This is a genomic window from Microbacterium ginsengisoli, from assembly GCF_000956535.1.
Lineage (GTDB): Bacteria > Actinomycetota > Actinomycetes > Actinomycetales > Microbacteriaceae > Microbacterium > Microbacterium ginsengisoli.
In genome coordinates this window covers 40,414-57,251 of record NZ_JYIY01000068.1, presented here as the reverse complement: position 1 = coordinate 57,251, position 16,838 = coordinate 40,414, and the positions used below count along the sequence as shown (strand labels likewise).

Sequence of the window (16,838 nt, the reverse complement as noted above, 5' to 3'; positions counted from 1 at the left end):
CGCGGCTCTGAGAGGAGAGATCAGATGAGCGATGTTCAGGGCCTTCCGACGCCTGTCGCGGCGTTCGTGGATGCGATCAACAACGCGGACACCGACGCGTTCGTCGCGGTGTTCACGGAGGACGGACTGGTCAACGACTGGGGCACCGAGTACCGCGGTCCTGACCGGGTCAGGAGGTGGGCCGGGTCGGATGCCATCGGCGCCGGCGCCCGGATGAAGGTCCTCTCGGCGACCACCGAGGGCGCGACGACCACCATCCGATTCGACTGGCGTAGCCGCGTGTTCAACGGCGAGTCCACCGGGATCTTCGTCATCAACGGCGAGCTGATCCGAAGCTTCACCATCCCACCCGAGCGGTAGGTCCACCCGAACGGCCTACCCGACGCCCTCGTGACGCCACCGCCCCCACTGTGCGTCACGAGGGCGTCACTCTCCACGACATCCGTCCTACGAATCGAGACACGATGAGCGACCCTCGCCCCGCTCCGCTGCGAGCACTGCGCCGGATGACCGGACGCGACCCGCACGAGCGGGGCCGCACCGCGAGCACCCTTGAACTCTTCTTCGACCTCGTCTTCGTCGTCGCCGTCTCACTGTCATCGCAGGCGCTGCATCACCTCTACGCCGACGGCCACGCGGCTCAGGGGGCACTCGGGTACCTGATGGTGTTCTTCGCGATCTGGTGGGCCTGGATGAACTTCACCTGGTTCGCCGCATCGTTCGACACCGACGACTGGCTGTACCGGATCATGACGATCCTGCAGATGGCGGGGGTGCTGGTGCTCGCTGCGGGTGCGGGACCCGCGATGGAGCACTACGACTTCACTCTCGTCACCATCGGCTACGTCGTCATGCGCCTCGCGCTCGTCGGGCAATGGGTGCGGGCAGCGATCAGCGATCAATCGCTTCGCGGCACGGCGCTGCGGTACGCGATCGGAATCGTCATCGTGCAGATCCTCTGGCTCGCACGCCTCACCCTCCCACCCGTAGCGGGCTTCATCGGATTCTTCGTGCTCGTCATCGCGGAGATCGCTGTCCCCGTCTTCGCCGAACGGCACAGAGCGACGCCGTGGAACCCGCACCACATCACCGAGCGGTACGGCCTATTCACCCTGATCCTCCTCGGCGAATCGATCCTCGCCTCCACCAACGCGGTCCTCGAAGCCGCCGAAGCCGGCGACCACATCCCGGAACTGCTCTCGATCTCCGCGTTCGGCCTGATCACCGCGGCCGGGATGTGGTGGGTGTACTTCGCACGCACCCACCGTCATCACACCTCCGCACTCGGCACGTCGCTGCTGTTCGGGTACTTCCACTACGTCATCTTCGCCGCCGCGGGCGCCTTCTCTGCCGGCATCGAGGTCGAAATCGATGTGGCATCGGGGCACAGCGCGCTCACGCCCATCGCCGCCGCGGCCACTTTCACGGTCCCCGTCGCGCTGTACCTGCTGAGCGTGTGGTGGCTCACCACTCGACACACCCTCACTCGCATCGGCAACGCGCTCTACCTTCTCGGTGTGCTCACCGTCCTCGCCGGCACGATCTCAGGGAACCTTTCCACGACCGCCCTCACCGCAGTGGGGCTCGTCCTCGCCGCCATCGCGACGGAAGTGGGCGAACGCGAACAGGCGGCGAACTGATGTCGACGGGGTGATACCCGCACGGGTTCGGCAAGCGGCTGGTGCACCGTGCACCATCCCCGCCCCGGAACGGTGCGAATTGGCCTCCTGAGCGAAGCCGAGCGCTCCATAACGTGAACGTGTCTTTTTATCGACACCTTCGATGGAGAAGGAGTACCTGTGATCGATTCATCGCCACTCACGCAGCTTCCGTGGGCGGGGCCCGCCGCGGGTTCGGCCCGGCCGTGCGTGCAGGACGTGCACCGTGCGCTGACCTACGCCCAACTCGAGGATGAGGCGCGCGCATTCGCCGAGCAGCTCGATGAGCTCGGCATCCGCCAGGGCGACGTCATCGGCATCATGCTCCCCAACTCGGTGGAGCTCGTGGTGGCCACGCTCGGGGCGTGGATCCGAGGCGTGGTCGCAACTCCCATCAACCCGACCCTCACCGCGCGTGAAGTGTCCTATCAACTCGAGGATTCACGTGCGCGTCTTCTCGTGGGCGCCGCGATGGAAGGGGTTGACGTGCCGTCGCTCGCCGCGGATGAGTTGCGCCGATCGGCGACCTCGCGGGACGCGATCACCGTCGATCCGGACAGACTGGCGCTCCTCGTGTACACGAGCGGGTCCACCGGCAGCCCGAAGGGTGTGATGCTCGACCACCGCAACCTCGAGGCGATGGCCACGTCGATGGCGCAGCACTTCGGATTGACCGCGTCGGACCATGCCCTGCTGGTGCTGCCGCTGTTCCATGTCAACTCGATCTGCGTCACGCTGCTTGCCCCGTTCACGGTCGGTGCTCGGGTGACGGTGTTGGAGCGGTTCGCTCCCCGCAGCTTCGTCGACGCGATGGAACGGTTCCAGCCGACGTACTTCTCCGCCGTCCCGGCGATCTTCGCCCACCTCGCGGCCCTGCCCGCCGACGAGCGGGTCGAGACACGCCGGCTGCGGTTCGCGGTGTGTGGCGCCGCACCGGTTTCTCCCGAGCTGTTGCAGCGCTGCGAGTCCCGGTTCGGCATGTCGATCACGGAAGGCTACGGCCTGACCGAGGCGACGTGCGCGTCGGCGTGCAACCCGGTCTCCGGCATCCGTAAACCGGGCACGGTGGGTCCCGCGCTTCCCGGTCAGCGCATCCGGGTCGTCGACCCGCGCGGCGAGGATGTGCCCACGGGAGAGCGCGGCGAGGTCGCGATCTCGGGTCCCACTGTCATGCGCGGGTACCTCAACCGGATCGAAGCGACCGCCGAGGCGATCCCCGATGGGTGGCTGCGCACCGGAGACGTCGGCATCCTCGACGAGGACGGGTACCTGCGGATCGTCGACCGGATCAAAGACATGATCATCCGCGGTGGGGAGAACATCTACCCGAAGGAGATCGAATCGGTCCTCGCGACGCACTCCGCGGTCCTCGAAGCCGCTGTCGTCGGACGGCCCGACCCGGTCCTGGGCGAAGTGCCGGTCGCGTTCGTCGTGCTGGCCCCCGGCGCCGAGGTGGATGCCGACGCGCTCATCGCCCACTGTCGCCTGGGCCTCGCGAAGATCAAGGTTCCTGTCGCACTGGAGATCCTCGACGCGCTTCCCCGCAACCCCGTCGGAAAAGTCGACAAGCCAGCGCTGCGTCACAGCCTCGCCGCCGTCTGACGCTCACGACGCGCAACCAGCAACGATCCATCCCTCATCAAAGGAGCTGACATGGGATTCAAAACCGGGGACTTCCCGCCCGTCGATCTGGAGACCTTCCTCCACCAACCCCTCCGCGACCGCATCCGTGCGCTGTCCCTGCACTGGGTCGAGTACGGATTCGGATCCCCACGGATGATCGCGACCACATATGTCGTCAAAGTCGCCGTGCTCTGGCTGTTCCTCGGCACCGTCATCATCACCGCGACCAGCGGGGTCGGATGGTTCTGGCAGGTGAACCTGTGGTGGAACGCGCCGATCGTCTATCAGAAGGCGATCGTCTGGACGATGCTGCTGGAGGCGATCGGCATAGCCGGATCGTGGGGCGCGATCGCCGGCAAGTTCAAGCCCATGCTGGGCGGCATCCTCTTCTGGGCGCGACCCGGAACGATCCGGTTGCGCCCGTGGGCGTGGGTGCCCGGTACCGCCGGCGACACGCGGACCGTGTTCGACGTCGTGTTGTACCTCGGATTCCTGCTGGCACTCGCGACCGCGCTCGTGCTCCCCGGTCAGCCCACCGCAGCGCTGTCGGCCGTGCTCCCGGACAACACGAGCGGACTGATTCAGCCGATTCCGGTGATCGCGGCGATCGTGCTGCTCGTCCTCGTCGGTGTTCGTGACAAGACGATCGCCCTCGCAGCCCGCATCGAGCAGTACCTCCCGGCGCTCGTGTTCTTCGTCGCGCTGCCGTTCGTGGACATGATCATCGCGTTGAAGATGCTGATCGTCATCGTCTGGGCCGGGGCGGCCCTGTCGAAGATCGGCCGGCACTTCCCGTTCGTGATCCCGGCGATGATCTCCAACACCCCGTTCTGGCCGCCGATGTGGCTCAAGCGCTCGATGTACCGCAACTTCCCCGACGACATCCGGCCCTCGGGCTTCGCGCACTTCATGGCGCACGGGATGGGCGCCGGTGTGGAGTTCATTGTCCCCCTCGTGCTGCTGTTCTCCACCAACCAGTGGGTCACCCTCGGTGCGGTGATCATCATGGTCGGCTACTGCCTGTTCATCGTCTCCACCTTCCCGCTCGCGGTGCCGCTCGAGTGGAACCTCCTGTTCGCCTTCGGGGCCATCACGCTGTTCCTCGGCTTCCCGTCGTGGAACGGGTTCAGCGTGCTCGACTTCTCGAACGTGTGGATCGGTGCCGCAGTGGCCGTCGGGTTGCTGTTCTTCCCGGTGCTCGGAAACATCCGCCCCGACAAGGTGTCGTTCCTGCCGTCGCTGCGTCAGTACGCCGGGAACTGGGCGTCCGCGATCTGGACGTTCACGCCGGGTGCGGAGAAGAAGCTGGATGCCGTCATCCGGCCCACCTCGAACCAGGTCGACCAGCTGCAGCAAATGGGCTACCCGTACGTCGCGGCGGAGATCACGATGCAGCAGACGATCGCTTGGCGGTCGATGCACAGCCAGGGACGCGGCCTGTTCTCCCTCGCCTACCGCACCCTCCCGGACATCGACACGCGCACGGTGCGCGAGGGGGAGTTCGCCTGCAACTCGGTCATCGGGTTCAACTTCGGCGACGGCCACCTGCACGACGCGAGTCTCATCCGGGCGCTGCAGTCTCGGTGCCACTTCCTGCCGGGAGAGTTCGTCGTATTCTGGGTCGAATCGCAGCCCATCACCCGAGGCACGCAGTCGTATCAGATCATCGATGCCGCGCTCGGAGTGATCGAGAGGGGAACGTGGAAGGTGGCAGATGCGGTCAAGGAACAGCCGTGGCTGCCCAACGGGCCCATTCCGGTGAACGTGACCTGGCGGGCTGACACGCAGCCCCCGACGGCTGCCACCAACGCCGTCCGGCTACCCGGTCAGACGCCTGCATCCGCACCGGTGAAAGAAGAGGCGTGACCACAGCAGTCGTGGTCGGCAGTGGGCCCAACGGGCTCGCTGCCGCCACCGTGCTCGCCCGCGCCGGCGTCGAGGTCACCGTCTTCGAAGCCCACCAAGAGATCGGTGGCGGCGCCCGCACCATCCACAGTCCACTTCCGGGTCTCGTGCAGGATCACTGCGCGGCCGTGCACCCGATGGCCGCGGGCTCGGAGTACATGGCGTCGTGGGAGCTGGAGAAGCGGGGCGTGCGGTGGCTGCGCGCGCCGATCGATGCGGCCCATCCTCTCGACGACGGCAGTATCGCGGTGCTTCATCAGAGCATCGACAAGACTGCGGCCGGCCTCGGGGCTGACGGCGGCCGGTGGCGGGCGATGTTCGGCAGTGCCGCCCGCAACTTCCCCGCCCTGAGCGAGGACATCTTCCAACCGATGCTGCGGATCCCTCGCCACCCGTTCCTGTTGGGACGGTTCGGTATCGTTGCCGGTCCGCCTCCCACCTGGACGCGGCACCTGCTTCGGACCCCGCAAGGGCGGGCCCTGTTCACGGGCGTGGCGGCACATGCGATTAATCGGATCGATCGACCTCTCGTCGGCGGGATCGGTGCCGGCATCATCGCTGCGGGCCACGCCGTCGGCTGGCCCGTCGTCGAAGGAGGGACCGGCCGCCTGACCGAAGCGATCGTCATCGGCCTGAAGGATCTGGGTGTACGGTTCGAGACGTCGACGCCCATCCGCCGACGGAGCGATCTGCCGCGGCACGACATCGCGATGCTCGACCTGCACCCGCGCAACGTCGTGCCGCTCTACGGCGACCTCCTACCGCGCCGTGTCCGAGACGCGCTGGCACGGTTCCGGTCTGGACCCGCAGCGTTCAAGGTGGACCTGGCGGTCGAGGGAGGCATCCCGTGGCGCAACCCCGAAGCGGGCAGCGCAGGGACGGTGCACCTCGGCGGAAGCTCTGAAGAGATCGCATGGACGGAGCGTGAGATCGCCCTGGGCCGGATGCCGGAGCGGCCGTTCGTGCTCGTCGGGCAGCAGTATGTCGCCGACCCCACGCGCGCCGACGGCGAGATCAAGCCGGTCTATGCGTACGCCCACGTTCCCGCCGGGTATGACGCGGACGCCACAGGGGCGGTCCTCGCTCAGCTGGAGCGGTTCGCGCCGGGCGTGCGGGAACGAGTCGTCGCGTCGGTAACGCAGTCGCCCCGAGATCTCGCGCGCACCAACGCGAACTTCATCGGCGGTGACATCCTCACCGGTGCCAAGTCTCCGCTGCAGTTCCTGTTCGGACCCCGCCTCACCCCACACCCCTATGATCTCGGTGTCACTGGGGTGTACCTCTGCTCGGCAGCGACCTCGCCGGGCCCCGGCATCCACGGACAGAGCGGCGTGAACGCTGCGCAACGCGCTCTGCGGTGGATTGATCGACGGGTCGGTCGTACGTGAGCGCGCCCGCTGCGCCGGCGATGGAGCCGTCAGAGATGCGGCGACTTCTCGGTGACGTCGCGCGCCAGCTCGATATCCGACTGCCGGGGATCGTCGACGAGATGACGGGCCTGCTGGCGGACAGCGTCACGGAGCTTCGCCCCGATCCTCAGCTGGTGGAGATGCTGCGGGCAAGTGTGGAGGGCAACGTCTCCACGATCTGTCACATCCTCGCCAACGACATCGCCCTGTCAAATCTGCAGCCGACCACCGCGGCCGTCGAGTACGCGCAGCGTCTTGCGCAGAGAGACGTCCCGATCAGCGCCCTCACCCGGGCGTACTACCTGGGGCAGAGCATGTTCCTGCGCCTCGGCATCGACGCCGTGGAAAGCATGGCGGTGCGAGAAGAAGAGCGGATCGAGCTCGTCCGCGCCGTCGCGGACGTCGTGCATCGCTACATCGACTGGATTCTCCAGTACGTTTCCGACGTCCACGAGGCCGAACGTCGACGCTGGAACGGGGGGAGAGGAGCGGTTTTCGCCAGCACCGTGCACCGGCTACTGCGTGGCGAGAGCAACGATGCGGCGAGATTCGAAAGAGAGACGGGCTTCTCCGTGACCTCGCCGTTTGTCGCGCTCATCCTGTGGAGCGATGAGGACGCCTCCTTTCTCGCTCCGATCGTCAGATCACTGACGCAACGGCTCGCTACGCGCTGGCGGACCGGGCGGGCGCCCCTCATCGTGACGGAGGACCCCACGACCACGTGGGCGTGGATCCCGGTTGCGCCGAGCATCGCGGTATCAAGTGAGGAGATTCGTAACGAGCTGGGATCCGAGCAGCTTCTGCGAGTGGCCGTCGCCGATCTCGCGACCGGCGTCGACGGCTTCCGGACATCACACCGTCAAGCGCTCGATGCACGGATGGTCGCACTCACTTCCCAGCCCCACCACGCCGAGGCCGTGGTTCGATACGCAGACCCGGCCGTCTCACTGCTGGCGATGTTCACACGCGACCTCCGCACGACACGCCGCTGGGTACAAACCGTGCTCGGGACCCTCGCCCGCACCGATGAGAACGCCCGCATACTCCGCGACACGTACCGCGCTTACTACGCCGCTGGCGCCAACGTCACCCAGACAGCCCTCGAGCTCGGCATCCACCGCAACACCGTTCGCCGCCGCATCGCCTCCACACCAGCGGCCCTCCAGCAACGCGACCCACTCGAGATATCGATGGCGCTGCGCCTCTTCGACGCGTTCGGACCCGGTTCGTGAGTCAGTGGCACAGGACCGCGGATCGGGTGATGCATGGTGCCAGGGTAGGAATCCGCCATTTCGCGTGGAATCTCAGCCAGGAGACCGTCGCCACTTACCGTGGAATCCGGGGATTCTCCGCCATCTCGGGTGGGAACCTACACAGGGGAGATGACGGATACGGGTCTGTCGAGAACGGCGAGCAGTGGGGTGAGGAAGACGGCCGAGAGATCATCTTCGAGACGCCAGCGTAAGCAGCAACCTTCGTCCCTACGCTTGTCCGATAGACGATCCGCTTGCAGGCGTCTATGTGCTGTGGTCGGAGGGGCCGGCAGCCGCGCGGTATCCACATCGGCTGGTTGCGAGACCTCAAGGCGGTGTGCGCGTCGAGCGCTACCCAGGTCGACGCGGCTCGGAGGCACGGAGCATCGATCGAGTTGCGAATGGGCCGGCTGCGACGGGGGTACCAGCGCAGAATCCCCCTAGGGTGGTCAAATGTCGACGACCTCCGCACGCCGCCGCGCGATCGGGGCGTCCGCGACCCTCTTGAGTGGCCCCGTCGATCTGCTCGACTTCCTTATTCCGCTCTGGGGGGGCGCGGTGCTCGGGCTCAGTACGTCTGTGGTCGGATGGCTGGTGGCCGCGGAGCTGGTGGTATCGGTGCTCATGCGACCGGTTGCCGGGTATCTCGCCGATTCGCGACCGCGCACCCGAGTCGCAGCGGTCGGAGCGTTCCTCTACAGCGCCAGCTGCGTGCTCTACGCGTTCGCGGATACGCCCGGGATGGCGTTCGTCGCGGCTGCCGTCGGCGGCGTCGCCGGCCCCCTGTTCTGGATCTCGCTGCGCGCCATCGCCGCCGAATACCTGTCGGACGACTCGGGGACGTTTGCAGGGCTGATGTCCTCCGAGGCCCTCGGATCCTGGATCTTCTGGGCGCCCGCGATGTTTCTCCTTGCATCCTACGGATACTCGGCCGTCTTCATCGGACTCGCCGCCGCGGCGATCGCCGCCGCGGTGCGCCTTCTGTTCGTGCCGAAGGAACCGCTCGTCGTGCGGGAAGAGTTCGCGGGCGGAACACGCGGACATGTCCGTCGACTCGCACCGCTCTTGGCGCTCGGCGTCTTCGTCACCGCCGCCGAGGCGGGCGTGGGTCTGGCGCTGCTCCTGCAGCTGCAAGCCCTGAACCTTCAGGTCTGGCAGATCGCGCTCGTTTACCTGCCGGGCGGTATCGCGCTCACGATTCTCCCGCGCCTCCTGCACGGTCTCGTCGAGCGATGGGGTCGCAAACCCGGCTACGCCGCCGCGTCCATCGCGTCTGCGGGGAGCGCAGCTGCGCTGGCGGTCTCCCCTCCAGTGATCGTCATAGCCGCGCTGTGGGTCTTCGTGTGTGCCGCGTTGGGCCTCCTCTACCCTCTGCAGAAGACCCTCGTCTCGGAGGCGAGCGGCGACCGCGTCGCCCGCGGGATGAGTCTGCAGGCGAACGCCGACACGATCGGCGCCGCGATCGGGGTGGTCGCTGCAGGCGCGTTGATCGCCGGTGGCTGGTGGGCTCCGGCGTACCTCGTGTTCTCCGCTGTCATCGCGAGCGGTACGGTCCTCGGCCCCTGGGCCATCGATCGCATAGGTCGGGATCGCCCACTGGCCGAGACTGCGGAGCAGTGACATGGCGAGCATCTGAGCGATCGCGTCGGCGACACATTTATTTCGATGGTGTCGCGGATGCTGGTAGCTTTCAGGGGTCCGTGCAGGAGTTTCGAGGAGGTGGTACCCGTGAACGAATCGACGTGGGTGCTCCCCACGGGAGTCACGGTCGGGCGATAGGTCGCCCGGGAGCGCCGCATCCTTGCAGCACTCCCGGAAGGCACGACCATGCACTTCACCTCCGAAACCCGCCTTGACCAGGGACCCATCGAACGCGAGTTCACCCTCGGCGACATTCCCGGCATCCTCTGGACACCACCCACCGCGTCGACGGCCGGCCCCGTTCCGCTCATCCTGTTGGGTCAGCCCGGCGGGCTCGGGCTACGGCGCATGCACCCCCGTCTGGAGGTCCGAGCACGCAGCGCCGCCGCACAGGGTTTCGCCTCGGTTGCTCTCGAACTGCCAGGTGCCGGAGACCGGCACCCGCTGCCGGGCGCGGAACAAGCCCGTGCCGACCTCGTGCGCGCGATCTCGGTGGGCGAGCGTCCCGATGACGACATCATCGACCGGCTCATCCTTCCCATCGTGGAGCGGGCAGTGCCGGAGTGGCAGGCCGCACTCGACGCAGTGCTTGGGCTTCCGGAGATCGGGGATCGGGTCGCCATCTCCGGCGGGGTCATCGCGGTCGCCGTGCGCCTGGCCGCGACCGATCGGCGCATTGCGGCCGCGGGCCTGTTCGCCGGAAGCTACGTGCCGCGATCGACCATGGACGAAGCGCGACGGATCACGATCCCCCTCCATGGGCTGCTGCAATGGGATGACGAGGGCAACGATCGACAGATGGCGCTCGATCTCTTCGATGCCTTCGCATCGACCGAGAAGACCCTCTACGCCAACATGGGCGGACACACCGGCGTCCCCTCATTCGCCAGCGAAGATGCCGCGCGCTTCTTCGCCCGCCATCTCGACTCGACAGGTGATTGATGTCCACCACGGATCGAGGACTGTAGGAATCTGCCGTTTCGCGTGGAACCTCGAACTCGAGATCACTGCCATTTGCCGTGGAATCCCGGCATCCTCCGCCATCTCGAGCGGGAACCTACAGGAGCTACCCCCAGAACGCCCGGAGCTCGTCGATGCGGCGTTCGACCGTCGCGAACCCCGATCGTGCGGCCGCAGGGCGGGAGGCGGCATCCATCGCATTCGCACCGAACAGGTGCTCGACGTCGGAGTCCGGCAGGAGCGTCTCGACGATGCTGCCGGACTCCCGCAGTTCGTCGACCTGGTGGGCGAGGCCCTGTCGCCACGCGGCCGGTGTGCGCACCCGACCGCCGAAGGGCGAGAGCACGAGCACGCGGTCATACCCGGCGGCGAGGTCGGCGTTCTCCGAGCTGCGCCGGTATCCGCCGTCGATGTAGCGACGGTCGCCGATGCGGTACGCGCGTCCACTGGCGCAGCTGGCGGCGACGGCGTCGACGAGGGAGATTCCACTGTGCGGGTCGAAGACCACGGGTTCGCCGCTGTCAGCGTCGACCGCCGTCACGCGCAGCTCGCGATCGGGCCAGGAGGCGTCCCCCACTCGCTCCCTCACCGTGGCGTGCCACGCGTCGCGCCAGTCGGCCGGCCCGGTGACGTCGAGCTCGATCGCGGCGATTCCGAGGCGGCGTCGCAGGTCGGTCGGATCGGCCGCCTCCGCGATCAGGCGCGCCGTGCGATCCAGTTGCGCTGACACCGCGCCGGGCGGCCGTCGAGCAGGAGGCGACGGCGCCCGATTCGTCGGGAGGGGCGCGAGGGCGCGCGCGAAGAGCTCGGCGGCGGAGGCGGCGCACAGCTGCGCCGCGACGGTGGCGCCCGCCGAGGTGCCGATCGTGAGGTGCGCCGACGTCACATCGACCCGGTGCGCTGCCAGCGCGTGCACGACGCCGATCGACCACGCGTTGCCCGTCGACCCACCCCCACCGAACACGACTGCGCGCGTGGCGGGGCGAGTGCCGGGGCTGGGGGAGGTCACCCGCTCAGTATCGCTTCCGTGGCGGGTCGATCCGAGCTCGATGGGGCGTTCGCTAGACCCGAGCCTCGGGCACGACCCGCGCGGCACCGAGTACGGCGTCGAGCACACCGGGGAAGAGCGCGTTGAGGTCGTCGTCGCGCAGGGTGAGCCGGCGACCACGGCCCTGAGGGTCGTTGCGGATGACACCGGCCTCGCGCAGCACCTTCATGAGGTGCGACTTCGTCGACTTCGGGATCGTCGGGTCGCTGAGATGGCAGGCGGCCATGTCGAGCGGTCCATCGACGAGCTGGCGGGCGATGTCGAGCCGGTCAGGGTCGCTGAGGGCGAAGAGCACCCCGGTCAGGGTGATCTCGGAGCGATCAGGGTGCGGGAGGTCCGCGGAGCCGGTCATGGTTCGACAATAGTTGGACGATCCTGAAAACGGGAGTAGCCTCCTACTATTCGAAATCTTTCGAACCCTGAAGGAGCAAGGATGTCGATATCCCCGACGTCGATCGCTCGGGCGAGCCGCCGGTTCACCTACGGCTTCGCGCTCGCGATCCTGAGCGTGACCGCGATGATGGCGGGCGCCAGCGCACCCTCGCCCTTCTACTCGGTGCTCGCCGTGCGCATCGGATTCGACGCCGCCACGACCACGGTCGTGTTCGCGGTCTACGCCCTCGCACTCCTCGCGACCCTGCTGCTCGCCGGATCGATCTCGGACTACGTCGGCCGCCGCCCCGCGATCAGTGCGGGCCTGGTGCTCCTCGCCGCCAGCGTCTTCCTCTTCTGGAACGCCCACTCGATCGCGCTCCTCATCGCGGCGCGCATCGTGCAGGGGATCGCGAGCGGACTCCTCCTCTCCGCGCTCTCGGCCGCGGTCATCGACCTCGAACCGGCGTCGCGCCCGGGGTCGGCCGCCGTGTGGAACGCCGTCGCGCCGATGGCGGGACTCGCGGTCGGCGCGGTCATCCCCGGCATCCTTCTGGATGTCACACCCGACGCCTTCACCGCGGTGTTCGCGCCGCTCACGGCGCTCTACCTCGTGCTCGCCGCCCTCGTCTGGCTCGCCCCCGAGACCGCCCCGCGCCTGCCGGGAGTGCTCGCGTCGTTCCGCATCCGCATCGGCGTGCCCCGCTCGATGCGCGCTTTGTTCCTCAACAGCGTTCCGGCGATCTTCGCGGGCTGGGCCACGGGCGGCCTGTTCCTCTCCCTCGGCCCCAGCATCGTGCACGCAGAGCTCGGGGTCTCGGCTCACCTGTGGCAGGGATTCGCCGTCTCGCTGCTGGCCGGCTCCGGCGCGCTCTCCGCCTTCCTCATCCGGCGCCGCAGCGCGCGGGTCGTCACGATATACGGCACGTCGGCGCTCGCCGTCGGCACCCTGCTCACCCTCGTGGCCCTCTCGACCTCATCGCTGGTCGGCTACTTCGTCGCGGTCGCCGTGGCCGGCTCGGGCTTCGGCACCGCGTTCTTCGGGGTCATCCGCTCGCTCGCGCCGCACATCCCCGCGACCGCACGCGCCGACGTGTTCGCCGTGATCTTCATGGTGTCCTACCTCGCGATGGCGCTCCCCGTCGTCGCGGCAGGGTTCCTGGTGCAGGTGCTCGGACTCAGCGCCGTCACCTACGGCTACGGCGTCGGGGTCGCGGTGTTCGCCGCGCTCGCCGCCGTGCTGCGGCTGCGTCGCCCCGATGCGCGCGTCGAGCCCGCGGCATCCCCCGCTCTGGGAGGATAGAGCCCACCGAGCTCCGCACCCCGACGGAGGGCCGTCATGGCGAACATCACCCGAGGTTTCACCGGCCGCCGCCGCGCCCCCGATCCGGCGGTGCCGCCGGGCCAGTACCTCACCGACGACTTCCCGGTGCTCTCGGCCGGGCCCACGCCCCGCGTCGACCTCGATGAGTGGCGCTTCAGTGTGCGCACCGAGAAGGGCTTCACGACCACCTAGACCTGGAGCGACTTCCTCGCTCTGCCGCAGGAGGAGGTGCACACCGACATCCACTGCGTCACTCGCTGGTCGAAGCTCGGCACCAGCTGGCGCGGTGTGTCGCTCGACACGATCATGGCCGCCGTCGACAGCGACTTCGCGTACGCCATGGTGCACTGCTACGGCGGGTACACGACGAACGTGCCGATGGCCGACCTTCTCGGCGGACAGGCCTGGATCGCGCATGAGTTCGACGGTCGTGCCCTCGAACCGGTGCACGGGGGCCCGGCGCGACTGCTCGTGCCGCACCTCTACTTCTGGAAGAGCGCCAAGTGGGTTCGCGGGCTTGTGATGCAGAAGAAGGATGCCCCGGGCTTCTGGGAGCAGAACGGCTACCACCGTCACGGCGATCCGTGGCGTGAAGAGCGCTACGCGTGACCTCGGACTGGTTGCCCGCCACGATCACGTCGGTGCGGCCGACCGCCTCGCACGCGGTGGTGCTCACCCTCGACGTGCCGGGGTGGGCGGGGAGCCTGCCGGGTCAGCATCTCGACGTGCGGCTTACGGCCGAGGACGGCTATCGGGCCGAGCGCTCGTACTCGCTCGCGGACAGCGGCTCGTCGACCACGATCGAGCTCGCGATCGACGAGGTCCCGGATGGAGAGGTCTCGCCCTACTTCGTGCGCGACGCCCGCCCGGGTGACACCGTCGAGGTGAAGGGTCCGCTCGGCGGCTACTTCGTCTGGCACGACACCGACCCCTCACCGGTGCAGCTCATCGCCGGGGGATCGGGTGTGGTGCCCCTGCTGTCGATGGCGCGCGCCCGCGCCGCGTCGTCGTCGGCCGCGCCGATGCGTCTGCTCACCTCGGTGCGGTCGCCCGCCGACGCGCTCTACCGCGACGAGATCGCGGCGCTCGCCGCCCGGGGCATCGACGTCGACTGGATCTACACCCGCTCCGCTCCCGAGACCTGGGCGGGTCGGGTCGGTCGGGTGGATGCCGCGGGGCTGGCCGCATCCACCCTCTCGCCGTCCGTCCGGCCGCTCGTGTTCGTGTGCGGTCCGACCCCGTTCGTCGAGGCCGTGGCCGGCATGCTCGTCGATCTCGGCCACCCGCCGCTGAGGGTGCGCACCGAGCGCTTCGGCGGCGCCTGACCGGCTCAGCCGGAGGTGCGCACGCGGGTGTGCATGCGCTCGCCATCGCCGTTGAAGATGCTCAGCACCTCGGCGGGCGCGCCGCCTGCCGCACCCATCGCGTGCGGGGTGCGGGTGTCGAACTCGGCCGCCTCGCCCGGAGCGAGCTCGAGATCCTGGTCGCCGAGCCGCAGCCGCAGCCGCCCCGAGAGCACATAGAGCCACTCGAACCCGTCGTGCACGCGAGGTTCGGGCAGGGGCCTGTCGGCCGGGTACGTGATGCGCAGGGTCTGCACCGGCGCGCTCTCGTGCGTGAGCGGCGCGATGATCAGGCCGTCGCGGCGGATCACGGGTCGCCGCACCCGCGGATCCCGATCGTGCGGCGGCAGCAGGTCGTCGATGCGGATGCCGAGGGCCCGCGTCACCGGCAGCAGCAGCTCGAGACTCGCCCCGCGCTTGCCGGATTCGAGGCGCGAGAGAGTGCTGACCGACAGCCCCGCGCGGCGGGCGAGGTCATCGAGTGTCCAGTCGCGCGCGTGCCGCGCGGCGCGCACCCTCGGGCCGACCTGGGCGATCGCGGCATCCATCGACGCTCCTTGCTGATCTCGCAAACGAACTTGCATGATTGTCCCGCGGTGTCGTCGACTTGTCGACATGCATCCCGATCTCGACGTGATCATCCTCGGCGGCGGCATCGCCGGGCTCAGCGCCGCGCAGCTGCTCGGCCGCGCCCGTCGCCGCACGCTCGTGATCGACGCCGGCAAGCCCCGCAATCGCACCGCCTCCCACGTGCACGGCGTGCTCGGGCACGACGGGACGCCCCCGGCCGACCTGCTCGCGAGAGGGCGGGATGAGGCATCCGGCTACGGCGTCGGCGTCATCGAGGCGCGGGCGGTCGCGGTCGAGGCGACCGACGACGACATCACGGTCGTCACCGACGACGGGGCGCGCCGCACGGCACGCGCACTCCTCGTCGCCACCGGGGCGAGCGATGTGCTGCCCGCCGTGGCGGGGCTCGCCGAACGGTGGGGCGCCGGCGTGCTGCACTGCCCCTACTGCCACGGCTGGGAGGTGCGCGACCGCCGCCTCGGCGTGCTCGCGACTTCGCCGCGCTCCCTGCATCAGGCGCAGCTCGTGCGGCAGTGGAGCGCCGACGTCACCCTGTTCACCGCAGACCTCGGACCGCTCTCGATCGACGACGATCTGCGACTGCGCGCGCGTGGCATCCGTCTCGTGCCCCAGCGCGTCGTCGAGATCGTGGGCGACGGGCCGGATGTCACGGGTGTGCGCCTCGCCGACGGCACGATGCTCGCTCTCGACGCCGTCTTCACGGGCGGCGACCTGACCCCCCACGACGACGTGCTCGCCGGTCTCGACCTGCCGCGTGTCGACAGCCCCACAGGATCGGTGATCGAGGTCGATGCGGCGGGCCGCACCGCGCATCCGCGCATCTGGGCCGCCGGCAACGTCGTCACCCCCATGGCGAGCGTGCCGATGAGCATGGCCGCGGGGGCGACGGCGGGAGCCGCAGTGAACGCCGCACTCGTCGACGAGGATGTCGCGCGGGTGCACGCCGACCGCGACCGGTGGCCCGAGATCGCACCCGCCGACTTCTGGGAGCACCGCTACGCCGCGAGCACGCAGGTCTGGTCGGGCCGCGTGAACGCCGTGCTGGCCGACATCGCGGCCACGCTCCCCGCGGGCTCCGCCCTCGACCTCGGCTGCGGGGAGGGCGGCGACGTGCTCTGGCTCGCCGCGCACGGGTGGCGCGCCACGGGCATCGACATCTCGGTCACGGCGATCGGGCGCGCTCGCGCCGCCGCGGCGGACGCGGGGGCGGATGCGGCATCCGCTCGTTTCGTCGCCGGCGATCTCGCGGCGCTCGACGTCGACGAGACCTTCGACCTCGTGACGGCGAGCTTTCTGCACTCGCCCGTCGACCTGCCACGGGAGGAGATTCTGCGGGCCGCGGCCGAGCGGGTCGCGCCCGGCGGACACCTGCTGATCACCTCCCATGCCGCGCCGCCGCCGGGGAGCCCGGGCGCCGGGCATGGGCACGGGCACGGGCACGACGGTCACCACCCCGCACCGGGCCACGATCGCGAGGGCGGTGCCCCGCACGACCACGGCCACGGCGGGGCACGCCACCCCGACCCCGCCGCGCCCGCCCGCCGCTGGTTCCCCACTCCGGCCGAAGATGTCGCGGCCCTCGCGCTCGACCCGGCCGAATGGACCGTGCTCATCGCGGAGGAGCGGCAGCGCGAATCGCTCGCCCGCGACGGCGAGCTGCGCACCTTCCACGACGGCATCGTGCTCGCTCGTCGCCACTGAGACCGGGCGC

At 69.0% G+C, this 16,838-nt stretch carries 14 protein-coding genes and 1 pseudogene; 12 read left to right on the top strand and 3 right to left on the bottom strand.

The genetic code is table 11. The annotated features are described in order from the left end of the window. Positions 1–24: 24 nt before the first annotated feature. The 8 genes from RR49_RS05500 to RR49_RS05465 all read left to right on the top strand — a co-directional run bounded on the left by RR49_RS05500 (position 25) and on the right by RR49_RS05465 (position 10,431). Entirely contained in the window at positions 25–360 is a 336-nt protein-coding gene (locus RR49_RS05500) for a nuclear transport factor 2 family protein (protein WP_045247067.1), read from the top strand. A gap of 104 nt (positions 361–464) precedes the next feature. Then, positions 465–1,640, top strand: a complete 1,176-nt coding sequence (locus RR49_RS05495; protein ID WP_048809207.1) for a low temperature requirement protein A — start codon at positions 465–467, stop codon at positions 1,638–1,640. Between the two features lie 159 nt (positions 1,641–1,799). After that, the gene (locus RR49_RS05490; protein WP_045247066.1) at positions 1,800–3,260 is read left to right on the top strand and encodes a class I adenylate-forming enzyme family protein; all 1,461 of its coding nucleotides are present in this window, start codon (positions 1,800–1,802) and stop codon (positions 3,258–3,260) included. A gap of 51 nt (positions 3,261–3,311) precedes the next feature. Next, a complete protein-coding gene (locus RR49_RS05485) occupies positions 3,312–5,147 on the top strand; it encodes a DUF3556 domain-containing protein (protein WP_045247065.1) in 1,836 nt (611 codons plus the stop codon). Continuing rightward, a complete protein-coding gene (locus RR49_RS05480; RefSeq protein ID WP_045247064.1) occupies positions 5,144–6,574 on the top strand; it encodes a phytoene desaturase family protein in 1,431 nt (476 codons plus the stop codon). The genes RR49_RS05485 and RR49_RS05480 overlap by 4 nt, the downstream gene beginning before the upstream one ends. Then, a complete protein-coding gene (locus RR49_RS05475) occupies positions 6,571–7,827 on the top strand; it encodes a PucR family transcriptional regulator (protein WP_045247063.1) in 1,257 nt (418 codons plus the stop codon). Before RR49_RS05480 ends, RR49_RS05475 begins: the two co-directional genes overlap by 4 nt. A 474-nt stretch (positions 7,828–8,301) precedes the next feature. Continuing rightward, positions 8,302–9,468, top strand: coding sequence for an MFS transporter (locus RR49_RS05470; RefSeq protein ID WP_045247062.1), 1,167 nt, complete (start codon positions 8,302–8,304; stop codon positions 9,466–9,468). A 207-nt stretch (positions 9,469–9,675) separates the two neighbouring features. After that, a complete protein-coding gene (locus RR49_RS05465; protein WP_045247061.1) occupies positions 9,676–10,431 on the top strand; it encodes a dienelactone hydrolase family protein in 756 nt (251 codons plus the stop codon). A gap of 124 nt (positions 10,432–10,555) precedes the next feature. On the opposite strand, the gene RR49_RS05460 is transcribed toward RR49_RS05465, so the two are convergent. Next, positions 10,556–11,458 carry a patatin-like phospholipase family protein gene (locus RR49_RS05460; protein WP_045247060.1) on the bottom strand — a complete coding sequence of 301 codons (903 nt, stop codon included), beginning with the start codon at positions 11,456–11,458 and terminating at the stop codon, positions 10,556–10,558. 52 nt (positions 11,459–11,510) lie between these two features. Further along, positions 11,511–11,849: an ArsR/SmtB family transcription factor gene (locus RR49_RS05455; RefSeq protein WP_045247059.1), complete on the bottom strand. Its 339-nt coding sequence runs from the start codon at positions 11,847–11,849 to the stop codon at positions 11,511–11,513. Between the two features lie 81 nt (positions 11,850–11,930). Here RR49_RS05455 and RR49_RS05450 point away from each other — a divergent pair, with 81 nt between their 5' ends. From RR49_RS05450 to RR49_RS05440, 3 genes and pseudogenes are all read left to right on the top strand, one after another. Then, a complete protein-coding gene (locus RR49_RS05450) occupies positions 11,931–13,172 on the top strand; it encodes an MFS transporter (protein WP_045247058.1) in 1,242 nt (413 codons plus the stop codon). A 36-nt stretch (positions 13,173–13,208) separates the two neighbouring features. Then, positions 13,209–13,802 (top strand): annotated as a pseudogene (locus tag RR49_RS05445) (sulfite oxidase-like oxidoreductase). Then, positions 13,799–14,518, top strand: a complete 720-nt coding sequence (locus RR49_RS05440) for an FAD-binding oxidoreductase (protein WP_048809201.1) — start codon at positions 13,799–13,801, stop codon at positions 14,516–14,518. Before RR49_RS05445 ends, RR49_RS05440 begins: the two are co-directional and overlap by 4 nt. Positions 14,519–14,523: 5 nt before the next feature. Here RR49_RS05440 and RR49_RS05435 read toward each other — a convergent pair whose 3' ends face one another. Next, positions 14,524–15,084: a helix-turn-helix domain-containing protein gene (locus tag RR49_RS05435; RefSeq protein WP_045247057.1), complete on the bottom strand. Its 561-nt coding sequence runs from the start codon at positions 15,082–15,084 to the stop codon at positions 14,524–14,526. 67 nt (positions 15,085–15,151) lie between these two features. Here RR49_RS05435 and RR49_RS05430 point away from each other — a divergent pair, with 67 nt between their 5' ends. Then, complete coding sequence (locus RR49_RS05430) at positions 15,152–16,828, top strand: FAD-dependent oxidoreductase (protein WP_045247056.1); 1,677 nt, start codon at positions 15,152–15,154, stop codon at positions 16,826–16,828. Positions 16,829–16,838: the final 10 nt, after the last annotated feature.